The sequence below is a fragment of the Limnohabitans simekii (SeqCode) genome (assembly GCF_965234735.1).
Lineage (GTDB): Bacteria > Pseudomonadota > Gammaproteobacteria > Burkholderiales > Burkholderiaceae_C > Limnohabitans > Limnohabitans simekii.
In genome coordinates this window covers 405724-424654 of record NZ_OZ248540.1, presented here as the reverse complement: position 1 = coordinate 424654, position 18931 = coordinate 405724, and the positions used below count along the sequence as shown (strand labels likewise).

Here is an 18931-nt window from a genome sequence, read left to right as displayed (position 1 = left end):
TCCTCAGGTGGCCAAGGCGGCCGTTTGCAAGTCGATCAATTCACGAATGCCTTTGTCAGCCAGTGCCAACAAGCTGTCCATTTCGCTTCGTGTGAAGGCCGCGCCTTCAGCCGTGCCCTGCACTTCCACGAACCCACCCGCACCGGTCATGACCACGTTCATGTCGGTGTCACACACCGAATCTTCCACATATTCCAAGTCCAGCAAAGGCACACCGTGCAACAAACCGACAGAAATGGCTGCCACGTGGCCGATGATCGGACTGTTGGTGAGCTTGCCGCTTTTGATCAAACTGTTCACCGCGTCTTGTGCAGCCACAAACGCACCTGTGATGGCAGCGGTGCGGGTGCCGCCATCGGCTTGCAACACATCACAGTCCAGAGAAATGGTGCGTTCACCAAGTTTTTTTAAATCAAACACGGCCCGCAATGAACGTCCGATGAGGCGTTGAATCTCTTGGGTGCGTCCGCTTTGCTTGCCCTTGGCGGCCTCACGATCGCTGCGGGTGTGGGTGGCGCGGGGCAGCATGCCGTACTCGGCCGTGACCCAGCCTTCGCCGCTGCCACGTTTGTGGGGCGGCACTTTTTCTTCAACGGAGGCGGTGCAAAGTACTTTGGTGTGGCCAAACTCAATCAACACCGAACCTTCGGCATGAATGGTGAAGTGGCGCGTGATGCGCACTTGGCGCAATTCGTCGGCGGCGCGGGTTTGGCGTGAAGCGATGGTGGTTTTGGTCATGAGCAGGCCTTTGAGAACAGCGGCGATTGTCGTTCAGGTGGGGCAGGCTGTGCCTGAGATAATGCGGCTTTTGAATTTGAGAGCGCCATGTCCCTGCAAAGCATGACCGGCTATGCCAGTGCACAGTCACAACTTGGCGCCACTGCGCCTTCACCTGTGGGCTTGCGGCTGGGCATGGAAATCCGCTCGGTCAACAGCCGCTACCTTGATCTGACTTTTCGCCTGCCCGATGAACTCCGGGCGCAAGAGCCCGCCCTGCGCGAGTTGATCAGCGGCCAGATCAAACGCGGCAAGGTTGAGCTTCGCGCCCACCTCGAAGCTGCGCCTGATGCCGCTTTAGCGAGTCCTGACACGGCCATGCTGCAAAACCTGGTGAAGATTCAAGACAACGTGCGCATGTGGTTGCCGCATGCCACCCCTTTGTCGGTGGCCGAAGTGATGCGTTTGGCCAGCGCAACACCCCACCTGTCGGAAGATGTGACGGCCGATGTGCTGGCGCTGGGTAAAGACTTGGTTGCGCAGTTGTGCCAAGCCCGTGAACGCGAAGGCCAACGCCTGGTGCAAGATTTGTTGTCCCGCGCCAAGCAACTGCATGTCTTGGCTGATCTTGCCCTGCCCTTGGTACCCCAAACCGTTGAGCTGCAAAAACAGAAATTTTTAGAACGATGGCGCGAGGCCTTGGCCCTGGCCGATGCGCAAGCTTTGCCCGAATCAGTGCACGAACGTGCCTTGGCAGAAGCGGCCAGCTTCGCCATTCGCGCGGATGTGGCCGAAGAAATCACACGACTGAAAACCCATTTGGATGAAATCAACCGCTTGCTGGGCTTGAAAACGCAGAAGGAAGGTGTTGGCAAGCGTTTGGATTTCCTGATTCAAGAACTGCACCGAGAAGCCAACACCTTGGGCTCCAAATCCAGCGCCATCGAACTCACACGCATTTCGTTGGACATGAAAGTGCTGATCGAGCAAATGCGTGAACAAGTCCAAAACCTCGAATGATGAATACCTACCCTGGCAACCTCTACGTCGTCGCTGCCCCCAGTGGTGCAGGCAAATCCAGCTTGGTCAAAGCCTTGATGGAACTGGACTCTCGTGTCGAGCATTCGGTGTCCCACACCACGCGCTCCCCACGTGGCCAAGAGTTCCATGGCCGCGAGTATTTCTTCGTGTCAGAGGCTGAATTTGACGCCATGGTGCAAGCCAACGCTTTTCTAGAGTGGGCCCATGTGCATGGCAACCGCTACGGAACCTCCAAAGCCACCATCGAAGAACGCATTGCCAAGGGTTTGGACGTGATTTTGGAAATTGACTTCCAAGGCGCGATTCAAATCAAGAAAATTTTCAGCAACGCCGTCCTTATCTTCATCCTGCCCCCCAGCTGGGATGAGCTGCGTTCACGTTTGTTGCGACGGGGTGAAGACAGCCCCGAGGTGGTGGAGATTCGCTTGCAAAACGCCGCCCAAGAGATGGCCCAGGCCCATGAATTCGACTTCGTTATAATCAATCAACTTTTTGACAAGGCTTTGTTCGACCTCAAAGCCATTGTTCATGCGCAAAGACTCAAATACGCGTCCCAGCGCCGAAGCAGGTCCGATATTTTTCAGGCACTGAACCTCACCTAACACCCCGGAGCACCGCACCATGGCACGCATCACTGTTGAAGACTGTCTCGCACAAATCCCCAACCGCTTCCAATTGGTCTTGGCTGCCACTTACCGCGCTCGCATGTTGGCCCAAGGTCACACGCCCAAAATTGAGAGCAAAAACAAGCCAGGCGTCACCGCCCTGCGCGAAATCGCTGCTGGCAAAATCGGCATTGAAATGTTGAAAAAAGTACCCGGTTAATCCAGATGGTTGCTCTCTGTAGCAGCCATTCCTACAAAAGCACTGCTAAACCAGTGCTTTTTTTTCGCCCCAGCCCTGTGGCTTTGACAAAACGCTACAGTTAGCCCATGGGCCACGCTGACAACACCGCCATCGACAAAAAAGCCGCCACCAATGCAGCAGCGGCCAGCTTTGCTTCGCTGGTGAGCAAACTCGATTACCTGGGGCCCGAAGGCATCGAGCAAGTGCGCCGTGCCTACAAATTCGCCGATGAAGCCCATTTGGGCGTGACCCGCCGCAGCGGCGAGCCCTACATCACCCATCCCATCGCTGTGGCCTTGCAGTGCACCGATTGGAAATTGGATGCACAAGCCTTGATGGCCGCCTTGCTGCACGATGTGATGGAAGACTGCGGCGTCACCAAAGCCGATTTGGTCGAGAAGTTTGGGGCCACCGTGGCCGAGTTGGTCGATGGTCTCACCAAATTAGACAAACTGAGCTTTGACACCAAAGAGGAAGGACAGGTCGAGTCCTTTCGCAAAATGCTCTTGGCCATGGCGCAAGACGTGCGCGTCATCTTGGTGAAGTTGGCCGATCGCACCCACAACATGCGCACCATGGAGGCCATGCCGCGCCACCGTTGGCAAGGTATCAGCAGCGAAACCCTGGAAATTTACGCGCCCATCGCGCACCGCTTGGGCCTGAACCAAACCTACCGCGAACTGCAAGACTTGGCCTTCAGGCATCTCAAGCCTTGGCGCTACGCCATTCTTGAAAAAGCCGTTCTCAAAGCACGCAGCCGCCGCCGAGACTTGCTGCAAAAACTGCAAAAAGAAGTGGAAGCCGCATTCGCCAAAGGCAAGCTGGATGTGCGTATTTTTGGTCGCGAGAAAACCCTGTTTTCCATCTACCAAAAAATGCAGTCCAAGCACCTGAGCTTTGCGCAAGTGACTGATATTTACGGTATGCGTATTTTGGTACCGCATTTGGTGGACTGTTACACCGGCTTGGGGCTGCTGCACCAACTCTACAAACCTGTTCCAGGCAAATTCAAAGACCACATTGCCATTGCCAAAGTCAATGGCTACCAATCACTGCACACCACCTTGGTGGGACCTGCAGGCATCAATGTGGAGTTTCAATTGCGCACCGAAGCCATGCACTTGGTGGCCGAGTCCGGTATTGCAGCGCATTGGCTTTACAAGTCACCTGACAGCAGCGAAAAATCAGAGCGCGTAGGCACACAGTGGTTGCAGTCCTTGCTGGATATTCAGGACGAAACACGCGACGCCGCCGAGTTTTGGGACCATGTGAAAGTCGATTTGTTCCCCGATGCTGTTTATGTGTTCACGCCCAAGAGCCACATCATGGCCTTGCCGCGCGGCGCCACCGTGGTGGATTTTGCTTATGCCGTGCACAGCAATGTGGGCGACCATGTCACCACAGCCAAAATCAATGGTGAAACCGTGCCGCTGCGCACCGAACTGCGCAATGGCGATGTGATTGAGGTTGAAACTGCACCAGACAGCACACCCAACCCAGCATGGCTGGGCTTTGTGCGCACCGGCAGAGCACGCTCCAAAATTCGCCACTACTTGAAAACCCAAGCCAAGTCTGAATCCATCGAGTTGGGCGAAAAATTATTGGCGCAAGCTTTACGCGCAGAAGGCTTCATCCAGTTGCCTGCTTTGGATGCCACCCACCGCCATTCTTGGGGCAAGTTGCTGCATTTCACCGGCAGCAAAAACCGTGCTGAATTGCTGACTGACATTGGCTTGGGCAAGCGCGTGGCCAGCATCGTGGCCAAGCGATTGGTGGGTTTGTTGGCCGATTTGGGCGAAAAACCAGACCCCCTGCTCATCAGCCGAGAGCGCTTCACCGCCCATGAAAGCATCTCTCAAGGCGGCGTGGTGGTCGATGGCAGCAACAACGCGTCTGTCACCTACGCAGAATGCTGCCACCCCCTGCCAGGCGACCGCATCGTTGGTTATTTGGGCCGTGGCGAGGGCTTGGTCGTCCACACCGAGGAATGCCATGTGGCTCAACGCTTGAAACTCAAAGACAGCGAACGCTTCATTGCCGTGGAATGGTCGGATGAACCCCTGCGCACTTTCGAAGCCAGCATTGTGGTGACCGTGTTGAACGGCAAAGGTGTGTTGGCCAGTGTGGCCTCGGCCATCACATCAGCGCAAGCCGACATCAAGTTGGTCAGCATGGCCGATGAAGTCAGCGGTCAACAAGCCACCGATTTGAAATTCTTGATTGCGGTGCAAGATACCTCGCATTTGGAAAGCGTCTTGTCCACCTTGCAGCGCTTGCCCTCGGTCAGCCTGGCCCGACGCGTGATTTCACAACGTCACGCCTGAGCAGGTGCTGGGTAGCTCACTTGCACCACCTCAATGTCTTGCACCCCCTTGGGGGTTTGCAGTTTCACTACATCGCCCACACGCGATTTGAGCAAGGCACGTGCAATCGGGGAGACCCAACTCACCTGTCCCTTCAAACTGTCGGCTTCATCGATGCCCAAGATGGTGACGGTGGTGGCTTGCCCTTGCAGGTCTTCATAGGTGACGGTGGCACCAAAGAAAATTTGATCGTTGCCATGATGAACGCTCGGGTCTGAAACACTGGCCAACTCCAAGCGCTTGGTGAGAAAGCGAATGCGGCGATCAATTTCGCGCAAACGTTTTTTGCCGTAGATGTAGTCGCCGTTTTCCGAGCGGTCCCCATTGCTGGCAGCCCAATGCACGATTTCAACCACCTTGGGCCGTTCATCGTCAATCAGTTGCAACAGCTCAGACCGCATGCGGTCGTAGCCTTGGGGCGTCATGTAGTTTTTGGTGCCCGTTGGCAGGGCCGGTGCGAGGGACTCATCGTCCTCGTCTTCGCTGGATGTTTCGCGGGTAAACGCTTTATTCATAAGGAAAAAAATGGTGCGGCTGGCAGGAATCGAACCCACGACCCCTTGGTTCGTAGCCAAGTACTCTATCCAGCTGAGCTACAGCCGCACTTGTTCCCATCTTAACCTAAAAAAATGGTGGGGCCTCGCGGACTCGAAGGAAATCAGCCCGTTTTCTCAGCAACTTATATGGTAATCGTCCCCTAGAACCAAAGGTCTGAGAAGTAGAATTTTTTCCAATGGAAGAGGTTCTAAATGAAGAGATCGAAATTCACGGACAGCCAGATCATTGATTCAGTCAAAAGGGTTGAAGCTGGCATTGGTGTCCCAGATATTTGCCGCGAGTTAGGCATCAGTTCGGCGACGTTTTACAAATGGCGGGCCAAGTATGGCGGCATGGATGTGTCCATGATGTCGCGCATGAAAGAGCTGGAAGAAGAGAACCGCCGCTTGAAGAAGATGTACCTTGAGGAAAAGCTCAAGGCTGAAATTGTCTCGGAGGCGCTCGAAAAAAAGTGGTGAGGCCATCTCGCAGACGGGAGATGGCCTACAAGGTGGTTTCTGAGCAAGGCGTGTGCATTCGTGTCGCCTGTGTGGCATTTCGAATCAGCGAGTCCTGCTATCGCTACGAGCGTAAGCGCGACGCTGAGAACGATGAGGTGGCCAATTGGTTGGTCAAACTGACCGATAACCATCGCAGCTGGGGCTTTGGCCTGTGCTATCTGTATCTGCGCAACGTCAAGGGCTTCAAATGGAACCACAAGCGTGTGTATCGCATCTACAAGGAGCTGGAGCTCAACTTGCGCATCAAGCCGCGCAAACGGCTTGTTCGTGAAAAACCCGAGGCCTTGACAGTGCCGTTGGCGATTAACCAGGTGTGGTCGATGGATTTCATGCACGACCAGCTCGAAGACGGCAGAACGTTTCGGTTGTTCAATGTCATTGACGACTTCAACCGCGAAGCCATTGGGATGGAGGTCGACTTCTCGTTACCTTCAGAGCGGGTGATTCGGGAGCTCAAGCAGATCATCTCGTGGCGCGGAAGGCCGCAGGTAATTCGATGTGACAACGGCCCCGAATACATCAGTGCGGCAATACAGACTTGGGCTCAAGAGTGGCGAATCAGGCTTGAATATATTCAACCTGGCAACCCTCAGCAAAACGCCTATGTTGAACGGTTCAATAGGACAGTGCGGTACGAATGGCTGTCACAGTACTATTGGTCAGACTGGGCAGAGGTTCAAGACTTTGCAACGAAGTGGATGTGGTCTTACAACCATGACCGCCCAAACATGGCCTTGGGCGGATTCACACCCAAGCAGCGGCTGGCCATGGCTGCATAACGTTTCTACTTCTACGGCCCTTGCAAAAGGGGAGGATTACTTGGGGAACGATTCGATTTCTTGTTCATAGTTCTTCTCAAAGTTTGGAACCTTCCCAAAACCCTGGGCGATTCAGGCGTGAACATATATCTTTCTGCTTGGCTGAGGTGCTTGTAGGTCATAAGCAACTTAGACTGCCAAGTCAAGAAGCATTGAAAGCTAAAAATCCTCAGCCACCCAACCATCGGTTATTCAAAGTTGGACTTCGTCCCTTAATCCGGCGCATATTAAAATTTAATAATATTAGATTCTAACCATGATAACAAAAAAGAAAATACATGCCTAGCCCAAAACATTGAGACATTAAAAACACCAGACTCGGGAGAAACAAGGATTAAATATTTGTAAATCCTGAAAGATAGAACTGCAACAATAAAATAAGGGGCTTGCCTTTTAAAAAAATAACTAAGCATAAATACAGCAGGCCAGGACATCGATTCAAGATATTTATAATACCGCAAGTGTAATAAATCATTAAAACTCGTCAATAAATAAAATATATAAATAAAAAAGAGAGCTAAGACAATTTTTATACGTTTACGCAGAAAGAACCAAGCAGATAACCCCCAGTATAAAATTAACTTCACCTCCTGAATTGGCGTAACATCTCCATCATTTTTATCAGAATATTCAACACTCTTATACTTTAATGACTCAAAATATACTTCAAAAATGTAGCTATCCCAAAAATAAATTAATAGAAGCACAGCGCCGGGAAGCGTGATTGTGTACCACCACTTTAATTCAAACTTTCTTGATAGAACATATGCAATTAATGCAATTGGAAAGGCACCAAAATGAATTAGCGTTGCAATAATAAAGCTAATTGACGGGTTCTTGTCAGTTGCTATCTTTGCGAAACCTAGCATCAGAAACGCGCTGGCAACATATTGGCGCGTTAGAAAAAATACAATTTGTGGGTCAATAAAATTTATTGCAATAAAGGTAAAAAATAAGACGGCAACGAATCGAAATTTATATTTTGGCGACACCAAGTTATATAATATTGAAAACGCTCTAAACGTTGTAGAAAAATAAATAAAAACCCAAAAATAATGTACAAAAAAAATGTTGTTAGAAATATATCCAGCAGTGAAAGATAAACCACAATATACTGGCTCGAACGATTGGCAACTTTGTATTCCTACAATACCGTTATCTATTAATTTTTGATAAAAAAGAAGATAGACCTCGGTGTCTACGCCGTCAAACCCTCTCAGACCGGCCCAGAACGATAAAATAAATATTATTAATAAGCCAATGCTAAAATATCGAAAAGCAGAAATGCTATAATTCATTTGCCTGTGTTAAGTTTGTTTATGGAGTTGACCCTGTAACTCAGTACCACCGGCAGTTTTAATTTTCCGATCGTTTCTCTCGAAACATCTGTGGCGGCAAATATCCCAATGCGCTGTGCGGGTGGTAAGAATTGTAGTCATCGAACCATGCCTTCAATTGGCTCATCACCGTTTGGGAGTCAGGTCTGTTGGCCAGCTTTGCATAGTCTCTTTTGAACGTCTTGACGAAGCTCTCTGCCATGCCATTGCTCTGTGGGCTTGTCACTGGTGTCGTTACCGGCTTCAAGCCCAACTGCCTGGCAAAGCTTCGGGTCTCAGTTGCTGTGTAGCAGCTTCCGTTATCGGTCAGCCATTCAATCGTTTGAGGTGGCTTGCCATTTGATCCAAAGCTCTTCTCCACTGCCTGCATCATCAAGTCCCCCACCAGTGCGGCATCAATGCCTTTGGTGGTGGCTACCCAACTCATGACCTCTCTGTCGCAACAGTCCAAGGCAAACGCCACGCGAACCCGTTCACCGTTGTCGCAAGACAGCTCCAGCCCGTCTGAGCACCACCGCGTGTCACTTTCCTTCACGGCCACTTTGCCGTCATGTTTCCTGGTGTCCAAAGGCTTGTTGCCTTGTCTAAACAACAGCAAACCCTCGTCGCGCATGACACGGTAGACACGCTTGTGATTGATCCTCTCCCCATCGATACGCAGCCGCGCCCAAACACGCCTGTAACCATAGGTGGCTCGCTCCTCTACCACATCAGCAATGGCTTCTCTGACCTGGGCGTCATCAGTCTTGGGTTGAGACCTTCTGCACAGGCGAGCGCGCAATCCACTTTTTTGCTTTGGCAAAGTCCACAGCCTCCTTGAGAATCTCGTTCTCCAAAGTCTTGCGGCCCAATGCCCCTTCAAGTTGTTTAATCCGTCTCATTGCATCTTGAAGATCAGATGCTGGCACCACAGTTTCGTTGGCACCAACCGCCACCAAAGAACCTTCCATATAAGCTTTGCGCCATTGAAACAATTGAGCCGCCGACAAACCATGCGCCCTGGCCACCAACGACACAGAACTTCCTGGTTCGTTGGTCTGTTTCACAATTTCAAGCTTCTGCTCGGGTGTCCAGCGTCTTCGCCGCTGAACACTGGTGACCACTTCCACCCGGCTGGGTCTTATTGAAGACATAGGCATATCCATAGTCGTATTCCTAGTTGTTAGTTTAAGAATTACCGATGGGACTGTGTTTCAGGGGGCTAACTCAGTTATAAAAATTTAAATATTATGTGTGTATAAATTTTCGAACATAGTTTTTGATTGTGGTGGGGATATATTTCTGAATCAACCGACGCAAGAAAACGCCCTGAGCTCGCTGCAATCCAGCACTAAAGTTTGGAGCTACAGCCAAAACATCTTTATGGATATTCTTCAATATCTCTTCGTAAATATTGTAAATATCATTTGGTTCTGTGCATTCTGAGGTGTAGAAACCAGATAAACGATCAAACTTCCCGTTATCGAGTAGCTGAAACTGGTGAAAGTGGTAGAAGATCAATGAACTACCTTCAACAGTGAGATTACCGTTTATATCTTTTCCAAAATGGTATTGTGCATAGTTCCATGGCGCAATACCAGCACCGGGGTGCATTATAATGTGGCAAAATGAGTAGCGATTTGGCCATTCATCTAAGTATTTTTGGTCGCCCATTTTTCCGTCCTCTATGCGGTTGTAGCACCATTCGATACACTGATCACGCCAGCGTGAAAGACAAGCCAGTCCTTGATCATCGCGTCGAAAGCTGACCCACTCTACGCAAAACCGACCGTTAATTTCTCGGTCTTTAAGACGTTCGGTAAAGCGGTGTTCGATTATGGCGATAGAAGCTCCCCCAATCTCGTCAAATAGCGGTTGCACATCAGAATAAAAAAGAAGGTCGGCATCGAGATAAGTCAGAAAGTCAATTTCTGGATTGTTCTGAATCACATACCAAGTGAAGCACGACGAGAGCGTCCAGCAGTATTCGGCTACGCCACGGCCTGCCTTGGCCTTGAGCAATTCCTTGTTTTCAACTTCCACCAGGGTGATGCAAATGACGAAGGGCAGATTTAGGCGCTCCAAAATAGATTTGGTTTGTTCGTCCATGCAAAGCACGTAGACCTTAATGGCAGGGCAGAAGTGCTTCAGGCTACGAATCATGGCAATCCCTTTGAGCAGATAACCACTATTAAAAAGCGTGCAGAAGTAACGTGTATTCATTATTTTTTCCTACAAACATAGGTGCGAATTGCATGACCTATCAGACTAGAGACATCTTGCTCTTCTGCATAAAGTGTGTGCGTAGCCAATAGTTCCAAGCCGTGAAGCTGTAACAAGGCTAAAAATTCCGTCTCATTGAAATGGATTTCTACTGTCTCGACGCCGTAGGCCTGCTTGCGATACCACTGTTCTGGTTGACCCCATACCACTGGTGTTCGATGGAAGATGGCATAGCAGCGAGCGACACGCGCCGTTTCCTCAATCGCCTTGACATATTCTGGGATATGTAATAAGCAGCAACCGGAAACTACGATATCGAAGTTACGATCTGGATAATTTAAAGCTGTGGCGTCTTCTACGGCAAATTCGATGGACGGATATTTTTCTCGTGCCAGCCTGATAAAGGCTTCGGAGTAATCACACCCTGCATATCTCAATGGCAAACCAGATATCTCCAACACCTCTGAATAGAAGCCGCTTGAGCAACCGATTTCAAGTAAGGACATACCAGGAGTAACACCTGACAAGGAACGCAGGCAGCTTGTGAATACATCGAAAACATCAATCGGGGCGCCATACCGATATTTATGTAATTGTCGTTCTACTAGAGCACGCTGCTTTCGAGGCAACGCACTATCCTGCCATGAATTACGCAACCGCCATCCTTCGGAATTTGCCTCTTCACCCTGAAGTGCAATATAACCGGATGAAATTTTTTCGCCCGAATAAAAGCTATTTCGCAATCTGCGAATAAAGCGCTTGAACACAGGAAACTCGCTTAGTAAGGAATCGATGGTGATTTTAGTCTTCAACCACAAATTGAGAAGCATGGTCTTATTTGAAAGATACACCTATACCAGCCCCTGGATACCAATGGTCTTCTGGTTTTTCGCAGAAAAATAAATACTTTCTGTTTTTCTCCTTCGAAAATCGAGAGAGGCTATCAGTTACGTGCGCATTATCGCCAAGAATTATCCCCTTATCCGCCAGTTTGTCTACGATCGTCACGTATTCTTGGTACTCGTATTCCCCGCTGTGGTCGCTGTCGTTCACGAATAGGTCGATTTTTTCTTCGAGTTTCTTGAGCGACGTGATCGAGTCGTCGTAAAGAATCTTTCCCACGCTAGCGTATTTTCCGCTAAACAGTTGACCGGCCTCCTTGCGAATTTCTGTACCATAATATTGACCCGCATGTCCCTCCGCAATGTTGCGGAGTAGCGCACTTGCAAGAACACACGACCCAACGCCATGATCAACACCCGTTTCAACGACAACACGTGGCTTAAGAACCCGAATAAACGCGTACCAACCGAGTCTTCGTGCGTAATCTATATTTATTTCCGTACCGTATTTTGTTCCTCTTAGCGCATCTTCCAGATGGCGTCGCAGTTCGGTGTCACCCTCTAGTTCATCGAAATACTGAATAATTACGTTGTATTCCGCGCCGGTAACAGTTGCGATCATTTGGGCAAGCTGATCACGGTTGAGTGGCGTTAGTCTGTAATAGAAGTTCGAGGTTTCTTTATCAAGGCAAATCCATTTATCGATTAGTGCAAGTTTTTCTTCGTAATAACTCATCGCAATTGATCGCCTGAATTTTCTATTAAATATTTTTTTTAGTTTTGTCTTCAAACTAGTGGGCAATTTCCTACCTAATTTCATTAACATGTTAAAAGCTCCAGTGGTTAAAATTTCTACTTAAGATGATGTCTAATAATTTGTACCAACTCATTCATGCGAATAGCATAAGTATGTTCTCGCAAAGTGCGAATTTGACCTGCCTTGGCAATTGCTTTAGCCTTTTCTGGGTATGTTAAGTAGTAACGCACCATTTCGCTCGCCTCCTCCTTGCTGGAATAGGCAACCACTTCACTATCGATGTCGAAAAGCTTATGTAGATTGTCCTTACGGTCGGTCAGTAACATGGACCCAACCCCGGTAGCCTCAAACAACCGCATATTATTAGCGTTGTTCTCCGCTACATTTATATGGCGATTCAACGTGATTCGACTGCGTGCTAGGGCGCGGTACATATCTAAGCCCCAAACTTCGCCACCGTGTCGTTGGTGTATTGGGGAGGACGAAGGCAAGCTATCGGCACCATAACCGAAGACACGTATTGTGGTTCGCTCTGTCAAGTGTTCCAGCAAAGGAACTGCCCCGCCGTGGTTGCGGCTGATACCACCCACGAAACTAAAGTCTATGTCTTTATCTACATTACTTAGCAATTTCAAAACGCGCTCATCAAAGCCAATGCGAAAATATTCAGATGCAACACCAAGCGCGCGCAAGCGGTCAACGAAGTGCGGAAAAGAACTCAGAATCAGGTCGTAGCCTTTAAGAAAGGATTCGGGCGGAAGCGGGCAGGCTATTTGGCCAACGACAAGTCGTACATACTGCTTTAGCTCGCGTAGAACCTCGCTTGGAAAAAAAGACAAGTCTTGGCAGTAAAGAACATCTGGCTTTGCAGCCTTGATCTGGGCAATGGCTACATCCATTAGGCCGGGGAGGTCGGCTAGAAATCTTCCGACCAGTGGCACACGAAAAAGACGGTGGGGAATCTTCAATGCCAACTGCGAGAACGGGACATTATTCGCGTTCGCCCAAGCCTGTTGTAACGGGATGCAATTTACTACTAGATCTTGGGCTTCGCAGCCCAACGAATTCAGATGTCGGCTGTAGAAATCCGAAGTGCCGAAGCAGGCATTCAAAATAGCTTGCAGTTGAGTTGAATAGTCGGTCGCTGCCAATCCATTTTGTTGCGAGTAAAAGCGAGTTAAAAAAGCCGGGTAGTAGGTATCAACGATAACAATTTTCATAATAGAGATCGGCGATGTTTAAGACTCACATAAATAAGCCTTGGCAGCAGTGTCAAACGTTCCACTAAAGAACTGGCACGCCACCAGAAGGCAAATATGGCAGGTAAATAATATGCAGAGCGAACTGAGAAAAAAATATCTATCAGCCTGGCAGGTTGATATGAATTGCCGTATTCGTTTTCCGAAAGGACCGCTGTGGCTTCCGATACCAACAACTTGTAGCCGGCATTGCGCACACGTAATGCAAGTTCGTAATCGGCCAAGTAGTGGGGAAGCCAAGCAGTCTTCATAGTGCCCGCAATACTGAAGGCCGCTACAGGATAGAGCGTACCGCGTCCGCTCAAGGCATCTACAGGATGAGGGCCTTTGGATAAATCTCGGATTCGCGGTTGTTCCAGCTTGTCGCGCACCCTTAGGCGCCAAGTGTCCAACACCGCTCCGATAGACAGAAGTTGATTAGGAGCTGCCTCGTCGCAAATTACACTTCCCACGGCCGCTGGAGCGTAGGCACGAGCGGTATCGAGCAACCGCTGGACAAATTTCGTGTCGAACTGAGTATCATTATTCACTAGCAAGACCCAGTCTGACAAATGAACATTCTCAAGTACGAACTGCAAACCAGCCTCGATCGCCCCTCCCCACCAGAGGGATCCGTCACCGTTGAGGACAGTGATGTCCTTCTGAGCAGATAAGAACTCTGTCGTGCCATCAGTTGAACCGTCGTTAATCACGATTAGGCGGATTGGCTCATCCAATTGCTGGGTTTGTAAACAGTCAAGCGCGCGCCGGGTCATCTCCAGACGGTTAAATACGGGAATAAGCACATGGACTGTCATGACATTTCTTTGATCTGGATCTCGACCAAAATACTGTCGCCCTGTCCAGCCAGGTCTACAAGGCGGTTCATCAATATCAAACAGACGAAAGCAAGCTGCTTTAGAAATTTACGTAATGCTTTACGCCAACTTTGAATGAGCGGCCTTGTGCGAAAATCAGAAGCGACATCTGTCGGAGTTTTGACTTCCCATATAGCGCTAGGCGTCCCTAGGCTAGGTGATTCACGCCATGCTCTCCACTGCAAAATCAACCAAATGTTCGGGGTAATCGTCTTCTCGCGAATGAGCCGGAAGCCATGGCGCAACGCAAGAGCCCGAAAACCTTTTTTATCAAAGTGGTGAAGGTGGTAAGGGATGTGCCAATTGATCCACTTTGTATCGAAAAGTCTCTGCCAAAGAGAATGTCTGTTGGGAAAAACTAGCACGAGCCGCCCATTAGGCTTTAATCGTTCTTTCAGGGCGACCAAGGCCTTTCCCGGTTGGGGAATGTGCTCAATCACCTGGTTGAGCACAATCAGATCAAAGCTAACCCCCGGAAACGGCTGATCATGAAGGCTACCGATATGTACTCGAAGCCCGAGTTCGTCGGAAATACGGCGGATATTGGGATCCGCCTCAATTCCATAGGCCTCCGCACCAAACCCTTGGGCTTCCAAGAGTGATAAGCCGCTTCCACAGCCTACATCGAGCATAACCTGACCGCGGGACACCGTGTATTGCCCTTGATTATTTGTTCCACCCCACCAACGGTGCAGCCGAGTCAATGGGCCTGCGACTTCCTTTGCAGCCTCAACCAAGTCTGCAGTAACAACATGCTTACGGGGGTAATATGTGCTGTATAGACTGCCCAACTCCTCCTCCTTAAAGGCAGGAGAGGTCATGAAGTGACCGCAGGCATTGCATCGAACCAGGGAGAATAGGTCGGGACAACCATAACGGTCGTCAAAAGCAGGGCGAATAGATGTCATCTCAGAACCGGTGCATACTGGACAGCATGAGTGGCCTTTTCCGAAAGTGCGATTCACGTTTGTAGTTTGTTCTGGTTGCAAAGCTTTGTTTCCTTGGCGCTGAAAGCCTGCTTATTCAATAATAAGGATATTGCACAATAAGCTTAAAGTGGGTTATCAACTCAATTCGGTAAGGGGGCCATCTCAAAATAAATTCGCTTTCCACGTGCTGGATATTTAATGTTTCCCGTAATATCCACGAACTCACCATTCGAAAAGCGCATGGTGCCACTACCGTCGGGAGTAATCAGGCAAGCTTCCAGTAAGGCAATTTCCGCCTGACTTAGCGCAGAGGGTATGCTGGGCAGGCGCGCGGTAGCAATCGGCTGCCACTCGGAAACAACTTTCTCTACCTTACGAAGCTGAGTTCCGTGAACACAAACCTTAGGCGCATTTTCCCAGAACTGAATGGCATTAAAGATATCCTGCCTTTCCCAGAAGAAAGGTTGCCACGGGTGAAACTCATCCTGGCACCAGATCGACATTAAGGGTGAATCGGCATGCGTTTGATGCTGGCGTTGCGTATAGGGAAAAAAATGGAATAGACCATTGTCACTTACTACCTGCCAGATGTGCTGGTGGCCAGTACCAACCAGCACATCCTTGCCATAAGCAGGAGTTTCCAGATATCCCCTTTTAGAAATACGAGCAATTTCTGATGCGGCACTGACGGGATCAGGTACATGCTCAAGCACGTGGGAGCATATGGACAAATCAAAAAACTTGTCCCTAATTGGCATACGATCCGCAGAACAAACGATCAATGGGCGATCCTCGACCACAGGACGTGCTCGATGGATACTTTCATCAGGAAAGAAATCCGTTAGCACTGAGGCTATTGGAGATGGCGCGCCCCCGCAGCCAATGTCTATTACATGATCGGATTCTTTGTGATTTGGTAGGACATAAGTAGATTGATAATCCCAAGCCGAATGAGTCACATATATATTTTTGCGTTTCTCTGCTCGCCTTATCTCAAGATCAAATAATATTAACAGACTATTTACCAATTTCTTCAGCATATTTTTCTCACCACTCAGCAATGAATCACACAAAAATTGGTATTCTCGAAATAATCAAAGGTGGCATTTTTTTGAAAGCTTTCAATGAAGAGCTTGAAGCTTTCCGGGCTCCAGAAGTGAGTATGCCCTTCCCAAGTATCCTTTCTGCCATCAGGGACGGTAATAACAATCAAGCCACCAGATTTTGTTGCCTGAATCATGCCACGCACAATTTCGGCAGGATAATCACAATGCTCTAGAACCTCGGTACAGAGAACTAGCTCAAACTCTTTACGCCAAGGCTGATCGGATAAATAACCCGGGTAGAATTCAAGATATGCACCGTGAGATCGAACTTGATCCCCAGCTGCAGTAGCCGAGTCGAGACCCACAAGGCGGCCGCCAAAGCCGGCTTTGCGCAATTCCACTAGTAGGTGGCCAGTGCCGCATCCCACGTCAACACAAGCGGCGTTGACCTTATCTCCAGAAAATATGTCATCCACTTTCTTAGCAACCAATCGATAAAAGTCAAGTCGGCTATCGACTAGGTAATGTTGCAACAGCTGCGGATCAGCATACATTTGCTCAAACACCTTTTCAGTGTTAGCCGCCATGAGCTTTTGAAACTGCACTGAGTCCTCATGGTATTTTTTCGAATTACGGTCTAACGCTTGCACCAAACGACTCAATTGCCAATGGCTATAATTTAGAATTCGCTTTATCATATTTCTTTCTCAATGGCCCAAGAAAAATCTGCAAGAAAAGTCGAGTATCCATCAGGCGGCAATTTGCCAGTCCCATAAAAGTCAGCGTCTTCAATTTGAAATTTGTAAGCACCTTGAAGCCAATCTGTTACCACGCCATTAGCGGAGAGGAACAGATTCATCGAATAGTAACCTCCACGCAATGACAACCTTGGGATCGTACAAACCAGCACGCTAGGGGTATCTAGGCGAAGGATTTCCAGCCCACCTGTTTCAGTGGATAAATGGAGCACGCCTTCCCCTTGCAGAGTAGTAATACCTGCGGCGAGAATCAAATTGCGACATTTCTCAGCAACGGGATTCAGGATGATGTGTAGCCGTACTTCTTGGCCCGACTTCAGAATTGGTAGTCGGTTGCCTTCTGTATCGGAAAACCACACATCGGAAATCCTCGCTCTGCCGTCTCCCGCTCTAGGGGCTCCTTCCAAATTTATGCCTTCAGATTCGCCGAAAAACGCGTTGTAGTGTTTAATGCCTTGCTCAACTTTTCCATGAAAGTCGACGCGCCCATCCTTGAGCACGAGGGCCTTGGTGCATAGGTTTTCAATTGCAGCCATGTTATGACTAACGAAAAGGATAGTACGTCCGCTCGATCCGATGCCTTCCATTTTCCCCAGACACTTTTTTTGAAAAGCAATGTCTCCAACAGCAAGGACTTCGTCCACAAGAAGGATTTCAGACTCCAAATGAGCAGCCACCGAGAATGCGAGTCGAACGTACATGCCAGATGAATACCGTTTGACTGGAGTGTCGATAAATTGGCTGATCTCGGCAAAATTGACTATTTCGTCGAATTTACGTGAAATCTCGCGTGAAGACATTCCAAGAATTGCGCCGTTCAAATAGACGTTCTCCCGCCCTGTGAGTTCAGGATGAAAGCCCGTTCCAACTTCGAGCAGACTCGCTACTCGCCCGGTTAGCCCGATCCAGCCACCTGTCGGGGCCGTTATCCGCGAGAGTACTTTGAGCAGAGTGGATTTTCCGGCGCCGTTGCCGCCAATAACGCCAAGTATCTCGCCACGAGAAACTTCGAAACTCATCCCTTCAAGGGCCCGAAATAGATCCCCTTCAACGCGCGATTGGTTGTGACTCCACCCCCCCCCCACAGTCGCATTTGGATCTGGATTGCCACGAACTTTCGCCCACCAGCTTTGCAAGTCACGGTAAAGTGTACCGTGATTGATGACGCCAAGCCTGTAATGCTTGCTTATATTGTGGGCGTGAATAACTACGTCCGATGCCACGATTACTTTCTTCATACCGTATCCATCGCGTTGGATTCTGCGCGCGTGAATAGCACAAGACCAAGGATCAGCAAGACCAAGGTAATGGAAAGATTACTTAACCAGATCGTAACACCAACGCCTTCCGTACCGAACATAAGGGCTCTGAGGCTTTCTATTGGGGCAGTCATGGGATTAAAGTGGAAAAATACACGATACCTCTCGGGAATTTGGCTAAAAGGATAGACGACCGGAGAGGCAAACATCCACAATTGGGTAACAAAGCCGGTGGCGAAAGCAAGGTCTCTAAACCGCACTGTTAAAGCGGACACCACTAGCCCTACCCCTATACCAAGACAAGCCACATAAAGCACCAGAAGAAGAACCATTGGCAATGCTTGCCAGTAAAACTGTAGTTCAGTTCCGGTTATTATGAATCCTATACTTACGACCAGCAGTAAGGCAAACTGAATAGCAAAGGCGACCATGCCACTAATAGCAACCGAAATCGGTACTACAAGTCGCGGAAAATAAACCTTACCAAAAAGTTGGGCATTTTTTGAAAACACTTCCGCATTATTTGTCAGGCATGCAGAAAAATAAGTCCAAACGACAATGCCAGAGATATAAAACACAAAGGGAGGTAATCCATCAGTAGATATATTAGCAATTTTGCCGAATATCACAAAATAGGTGAATGCAGTTAATATGGGTTGTATCAAATACCAAAGAGGGCCAAGAATGGTCTGCTTGTAGAAAGCAATAAAATCGCGCTTGAAAAACATCCATATCAAATCGCGGTAGCGCCAAACGCTTCGTAGATTCAGGTCAACTACTTTACTTCGTGGGGCAATGATAACATCCCACTTTTTTTCCTTGAATGAATTTTCTGAACTCAT

General features: G+C 49.0%; 18 protein-coding genes, 1 tRNA gene and 1 pseudogene. 5 read left to right on the top strand and 15 right to left on the bottom strand.

From position 1 onward, the window contains the following. Positions 1-3: 3 nt before the first annotated feature. Positions 4-738 (bottom strand): ribonuclease PH, encoded by a 735-nt coding sequence (gene rph / locus AC8GFP_RS02210; RefSeq protein WP_506609805.1) that lies wholly within the window; start codon positions 736-738, stop codon positions 4-6. Positions 739-825: 87 nt separating this feature from the next. On the opposite strand from rph, the gene AC8GFP_RS02205 reads away from it, so the two are divergent. The 4 genes from AC8GFP_RS02205 to AC8GFP_RS02190 all read left to right on the top strand — a co-directional run bounded on the left by AC8GFP_RS02205 (position 826) and on the right by AC8GFP_RS02190 (position 4928). Further along, complete coding sequence (locus tag AC8GFP_RS02205; RefSeq protein WP_506609803.1) at positions 826-1737, top strand: YicC/YloC family endoribonuclease; 912 nt, start codon at positions 826-828, stop codon at positions 1735-1737. Then, positions 1737-2360, top strand: a complete 624-nt coding sequence (gmk, locus tag AC8GFP_RS02200; protein ID WP_506610518.1) for a guanylate kinase — start codon at positions 1737-1739, stop codon at positions 2358-2360. The genes AC8GFP_RS02205 and gmk overlap by 1 nt, the downstream gene beginning before the upstream one ends. A 19-nt stretch (positions 2361-2379) precedes the next feature. Further along, a complete protein-coding gene (rpoZ, locus tag AC8GFP_RS02195; RefSeq protein ID WP_506609801.1) occupies positions 2380-2583 on the top strand; it encodes a DNA-directed RNA polymerase subunit omega in 204 nt (67 codons plus the stop codon). Positions 2584-2690: 107 nt separating this feature from the next. After that, complete coding sequence (locus tag AC8GFP_RS02190) at positions 2691-4928, top strand: RelA/SpoT family protein (protein ID WP_506609799.1); 2238 nt, start codon at positions 2691-2693, stop codon at positions 4926-4928. Here AC8GFP_RS02190 and greB read toward each other — a convergent pair. Further along, positions 4919-5482, bottom strand: coding sequence for a transcription elongation factor GreB (gene greB / locus AC8GFP_RS02185; protein ID WP_506609797.1), 564 nt, complete (start codon positions 5480-5482; stop codon positions 4919-4921). The genes AC8GFP_RS02190 and greB overlap by 10 nt on opposite strands. A gap of 11 nt (positions 5483-5493) precedes the next feature. Beyond that, positions 5494-5570 (bottom strand) — tRNA-Arg (locus tag AC8GFP_RS02180). A gap of 146 nt (positions 5571-5716) precedes the next feature. On the opposite strand from AC8GFP_RS02180, the gene AC8GFP_RS02175 reads away from it, so the two are divergent. Continuing rightward, positions 5717-6804, top strand: a protein-coding gene (locus tag AC8GFP_RS02175) for an IS3 family transposase (protein ID WP_506609795.1) whose coding sequence is annotated in 2 segments (ribosomal slippage) — positions 5717-5969 and positions 5969-6804 — 1089 coding nt in all. Because the reading frame shifts where the segments join, the coding sequence is not laid out codon by codon here. Positions 6805-7070: 266 nt separating this feature from the next. Here AC8GFP_RS02175 and AC8GFP_RS02170 read toward each other — a convergent pair. The 12 genes and pseudogenes from AC8GFP_RS02170 to AC8GFP_RS02115 all read right to left on the bottom strand — a co-directional run bounded on the left by AC8GFP_RS02170 (position 7071) and on the right by AC8GFP_RS02115 (position 18931). Next, a complete protein-coding gene (locus AC8GFP_RS02170; RefSeq protein WP_506609793.1) occupies positions 7071-8141 on the bottom strand; it encodes a hypothetical protein in 1071 nt (356 codons plus the stop codon). Between the two features lie 58 nt (positions 8142-8199). Further along, positions 8200-9313, bottom strand: a pseudogene (locus AC8GFP_RS02165) (IS3 family transposase). A gap of 94 nt (positions 9314-9407) precedes the next feature. Continuing rightward, the gene (locus AC8GFP_RS02160) at positions 9408-10382 is read right to left on the bottom strand and encodes a glycosyltransferase family protein (protein ID WP_506609791.1); all 975 of its coding nucleotides are present in this window, start codon (positions 10380-10382) and stop codon (positions 9408-9410) included. Then, positions 10382-11212, bottom strand: a complete 831-nt coding sequence (locus AC8GFP_RS02155; protein ID WP_506609789.1) for a class I SAM-dependent methyltransferase — start codon at positions 11210-11212, stop codon at positions 10382-10384. The genes AC8GFP_RS02160 and AC8GFP_RS02155 overlap by 1 nt, the downstream gene beginning before the upstream one ends. A 4-nt stretch (positions 11213-11216) precedes the next feature. Then, the gene (locus AC8GFP_RS02150; protein WP_506609787.1) at positions 11217-12050 is read right to left on the bottom strand and encodes a class I SAM-dependent methyltransferase; all 834 of its coding nucleotides are present in this window, start codon (positions 12048-12050) and stop codon (positions 11217-11219) included. 26 nt (positions 12051-12076) lie between these two features. Continuing rightward, the gene (locus AC8GFP_RS02145) at positions 12077-13201 is read right to left on the bottom strand and encodes a CgeB family protein (RefSeq protein ID WP_506609785.1); all 1125 of its coding nucleotides are present in this window, start codon (positions 13199-13201) and stop codon (positions 12077-12079) included. Continuing rightward, positions 13198-14037 (bottom strand): glycosyltransferase family 2 protein, encoded by an 840-nt coding sequence (locus AC8GFP_RS02140; protein WP_506609783.1) that lies wholly within the window; start codon positions 14035-14037, stop codon positions 13198-13200. Before AC8GFP_RS02140 ends, AC8GFP_RS02145 begins: the two co-directional genes overlap by 4 nt. Continuing rightward, positions 14034-14918 (bottom strand): class I SAM-dependent methyltransferase, encoded by an 885-nt coding sequence (locus AC8GFP_RS02135; RefSeq protein ID WP_506609781.1) that lies wholly within the window; start codon positions 14916-14918, stop codon positions 14034-14036. The genes AC8GFP_RS02140 and AC8GFP_RS02135 overlap by 4 nt, the downstream gene beginning before the upstream one ends. Before the next feature lie 248 nt (positions 14919-15166). Next, a complete protein-coding gene (locus tag AC8GFP_RS02130) occupies positions 15167-16066 on the bottom strand; it encodes a class I SAM-dependent methyltransferase (RefSeq protein WP_506609779.1) in 900 nt (299 codons plus the stop codon). A 14-nt stretch (positions 16067-16080) separates the two neighbouring features. Continuing rightward, positions 16081-16722, bottom strand: coding sequence for a class I SAM-dependent methyltransferase (locus AC8GFP_RS02125; RefSeq protein ID WP_506609777.1), 642 nt, complete (start codon positions 16720-16722; stop codon positions 16081-16083). Positions 16723-16766: 44 nt separating this feature from the next. Continuing rightward, positions 16767-18068: an ABC transporter ATP-binding protein gene (locus AC8GFP_RS02120; protein WP_506609776.1), complete on the bottom strand. Its 1302-nt coding sequence runs from the start codon at positions 18066-18068 to the stop codon at positions 16767-16769. Next, entirely contained in the window at positions 18065-18931 is an 867-nt protein-coding gene (locus AC8GFP_RS02115; RefSeq protein ID WP_506609774.1) for an ABC transporter permease, read from the bottom strand. The genes AC8GFP_RS02120 and AC8GFP_RS02115 overlap by 4 nt, the downstream gene beginning before the upstream one ends.

Coding starts and splice junctions, on each gene's coding strand:
- rph (WP_506609805.1), bottom strand. CDS start 738: ATGACCAAAACCACCATCGCTTCACGCCAAACCCGCGCCGCCGACGAA.
- AC8GFP_RS02205 (WP_506609803.1), top strand. CDS start 826: ATGTCCCTGCAAAGCATGACCGGCTATGCCAGTGCACAGTCACAACTT.
- gmk (WP_506610518.1), top strand. CDS start 1,737: ATGAATACCTACCCTGGCAACCTCTACGTCGTCGCTGCCCCCAGTGGT.
- rpoZ (WP_506609801.1), top strand. CDS start 2,380: ATGGCACGCATCACTGTTGAAGACTGTCTCGCACAAATCCCCAACCGC.
- AC8GFP_RS02190 (WP_506609799.1), top strand. CDS start 2,691: ATGGGCCACGCTGACAACACCGCCATCGACAAAAAAGCCGCCACCAAT.
- greB (WP_506609797.1), bottom strand. CDS start 5,482: ATGAATAAAGCGTTTACCCGCGAAACATCCAGCGAAGACGAGGACGAT.
- AC8GFP_RS02170 (WP_506609793.1), bottom strand. CDS start 8,141: ATGAATTATAGCATTTCTGCTTTTCGATATTTTAGCATTGGCTTATTA.
- AC8GFP_RS02160 (WP_506609791.1), bottom strand. CDS start 10,382: ATGAATACACGTTACTTCTGCACGCTTTTTAATAGTGGTTATCTGCTC.
- AC8GFP_RS02155 (WP_506609789.1), bottom strand. CDS start 11,212: ATGCTTCTCAATTTGTGGTTGAAGACTAAAATCACCATCGATTCCTTA.
- AC8GFP_RS02150 (WP_506609787.1), bottom strand. CDS start 12,050: ATGTTAATGAAATTAGGTAGGAAATTGCCCACTAGTTTGAAGACAAAA.
- AC8GFP_RS02145 (WP_506609785.1), bottom strand. CDS start 13,201: ATGAAAATTGTTATCGTTGATACCTACTACCCGGCTTTTTTAACTCGC.
- AC8GFP_RS02140 (WP_506609783.1), bottom strand. CDS start 14,037: ATGACAGTCCATGTGCTTATTCCCGTATTTAACCGTCTGGAGATGACC.
- AC8GFP_RS02135 (WP_506609781.1), bottom strand. CDS start 14,918: ATGACCTCTCCTGCCTTTAAGGAGGAGGAGTTGGGCAGTCTATACAGC.
- AC8GFP_RS02130 (WP_506609779.1), bottom strand. CDS start 16,066: ATGCTGAAGAAATTGGTAAATAGTCTGTTAATATTATTTGATCTTGAG.
- AC8GFP_RS02120 (WP_506609776.1), bottom strand. CDS start 18,068: ATGAAGAAAGTAATCGTGGCATCGGACGTAGTTATTCACGCCCACAAT.
- AC8GFP_RS02115 (WP_506609774.1), bottom strand. CDS start 18,931: ATGAGTTCAGAAAATTCATTCAAGGAAAAAAAGTGGGATGTTATCATT.